Source organism: Clostridium sp. OF09-36 (assembly GCF_003481985.1).
Classification (GTDB): domain Bacteria; phylum Bacillota; class Clostridia; order Lachnospirales; family Lachnospiraceae; genus Brotaphodocola.
Map to the genome: position 1 here is coordinate 1 of NZ_QUMD01000070.1, position 1868 is coordinate 1868.

At 40.7% G+C, this 1868-nt stretch carries 1 protein-coding gene; it reads left to right on the plus strand.

Annotated elements, in window-relative coordinates:
- Positions 1-481 precede the first annotated feature (481 nt).
- Positions 482-1777: a group II intron reverse transcriptase/maturase gene (gene ltrA, locus DXA97_RS19630; protein ID WP_118721451.1), complete on the plus strand. Its 1296-nt coding sequence runs from the start codon at positions 482-484 to the stop codon at positions 1775-1777.
- The last annotated feature ends 91 nt before the right edge of the window (positions 1778-1868 follow it).

Here is a 1868-nt window from a genome sequence, read left to right on the forward strand (position 1 = left end):
TGTGCGCCCAGCTAAGGGTGTGTAGTCAAGCCGGTGGGAATCCGGTTTATCCAAGGTTTAGCCAACCAGATAATAGCGAGTCTTGGGATGATGTCGGTAACGCATCTGACAAGCGTAGACAGCAAGAAAGCAGGGTTGAATAGTGATTGAGCTTCGAAACGTTAACTTCAGTCGGTCGACGTCTTAACTGGTGCGGAAGACAATACCATGTAATACGATATGGCGAGTATTATGTGGCACTGCGGAGTCAGAGAACCAATCATGTTTTACATTGTGAATACACATCAACTGGGGAGAACCTGCTGTTTCTCGAAAAAGAGTATGAGGTCACAACTGAAAACGGAGGACTTCAAATGAATGGCAGGTAGTCGGACAATCCCATAGTACTGTAGAAATCGGGTAATACCGATGGAGGGAAGGGGATTGCATAGTAAAGGTCTTACTGAGGACACATTATCCGTACTCAGGGACGGAGGAAATAATGGAAACGAAATTAGTAAGAATAGCTGAGATATCGGCAATATCAAAACATCCTATATTTACATCAGTGTACCACTTGATAAATGAAGATATGCTAAAGCAATGTCATAAGGAATTAGATGGGAGCAAAGCAGTCGGAATCGACAAGGTAACCAAAGATGAGTATGGGAAGAACCTTGATAGAAATATCAAGGATTTAGTACAAAGGCTGAAAAACAAATCCTTTAAGCCACTTCCATCGCTGAGAGTATACATTCCCAAAGCAAATGGAAAGAAAAGACCATTAGGGATAGCTTCTTATGAGGATAAGATTGTACAAATGGCAGTGAAGAAAATATTGGGTGCTATTTATGAGCCAAGATTCCTAAACTGTATGTATGGATTCAGACCGAACAGAGGTTGTCACGAAGCGATAAAAGAGGTATATCAACGGATAAGTTATGGGAAAATCAGCTATATTGTAGATGCTGACATCAAAGGGTTCTTTGACCATATCGACCATGAGTGGATGATGAAGTTTCTCGAATGGAACATACAGGATAAGAACTTACTGTGGCTGATACGTAAATATCTTAAAGCAGGAATAATGGAACAAGGTAAATTTGAACCAACAGAGGAAGGTTCGGCACAAGGCTCCGTAATGAGTCCGATGCTTGCGAATATATACATGCATCATGTGCTGACGCTGTGGTTCAAACTTGTAGTGAAGAAGGAAATGCAGGGAGAGTGTTTTCTTGTCAACTTTGCGGATGATTTTGTTGCAGGATTTCAATATAAGTCAGAAGCTGAAAGATACTATAAAGAGTTAAAAGAACGAATGGAAAAGTTTGGTCTGGAACTTGAGAGTAGTAAAAGCAGACTGATTGAATTTGGAAGATTTGCAGAGCAGAATCGCAGGGCAAGAGGGGAACATAAACCGGAAACATTTGACTTTCTGGGATTTACTTTCTACTGTAGCAAAAACCGAAAAGGAGGTTTCGCACCAAAAGTACAGACTTCAAGAAAGAAGTTTGAGCAAAAGGTCAGAGCCTATAAGAATTGGATTTATGATAATCGAAATCGACCGATGCGAGAGATAATCAAGGAATTGAATGTGAAGCTAATCGGACACTATCGGTACTATGGTGTTACATGGAATTTTCGAAAGATAACAACATTTTTACATAGGGTTCAGCAGTTTCTGTTTAAAGCCATGAATCGGAGAGGTTGTAGACGGGCATACACATGGAATGGATTTGTGCAAATGCTCAAGTATTATCCATTAGCAAAGCCTAAAACGTACTATTGCTTATATTAAAGTGAATGTTACTATGAGGAGCCGTATGCGGGAAAGCCGCACGTACGGATCTGTGAGGGGCTAAGATTGAGAGGTCTTAGTCTACTCGACT

Excerpts from the sequence above, each read along its gene's own strand:
- ltrA (WP_118721451.1), top strand. The coding sequence starts at position 482 with ATGGAAACGAAATTAGTAAGAATAGCTGAGATATCGGCAATATCAAAA.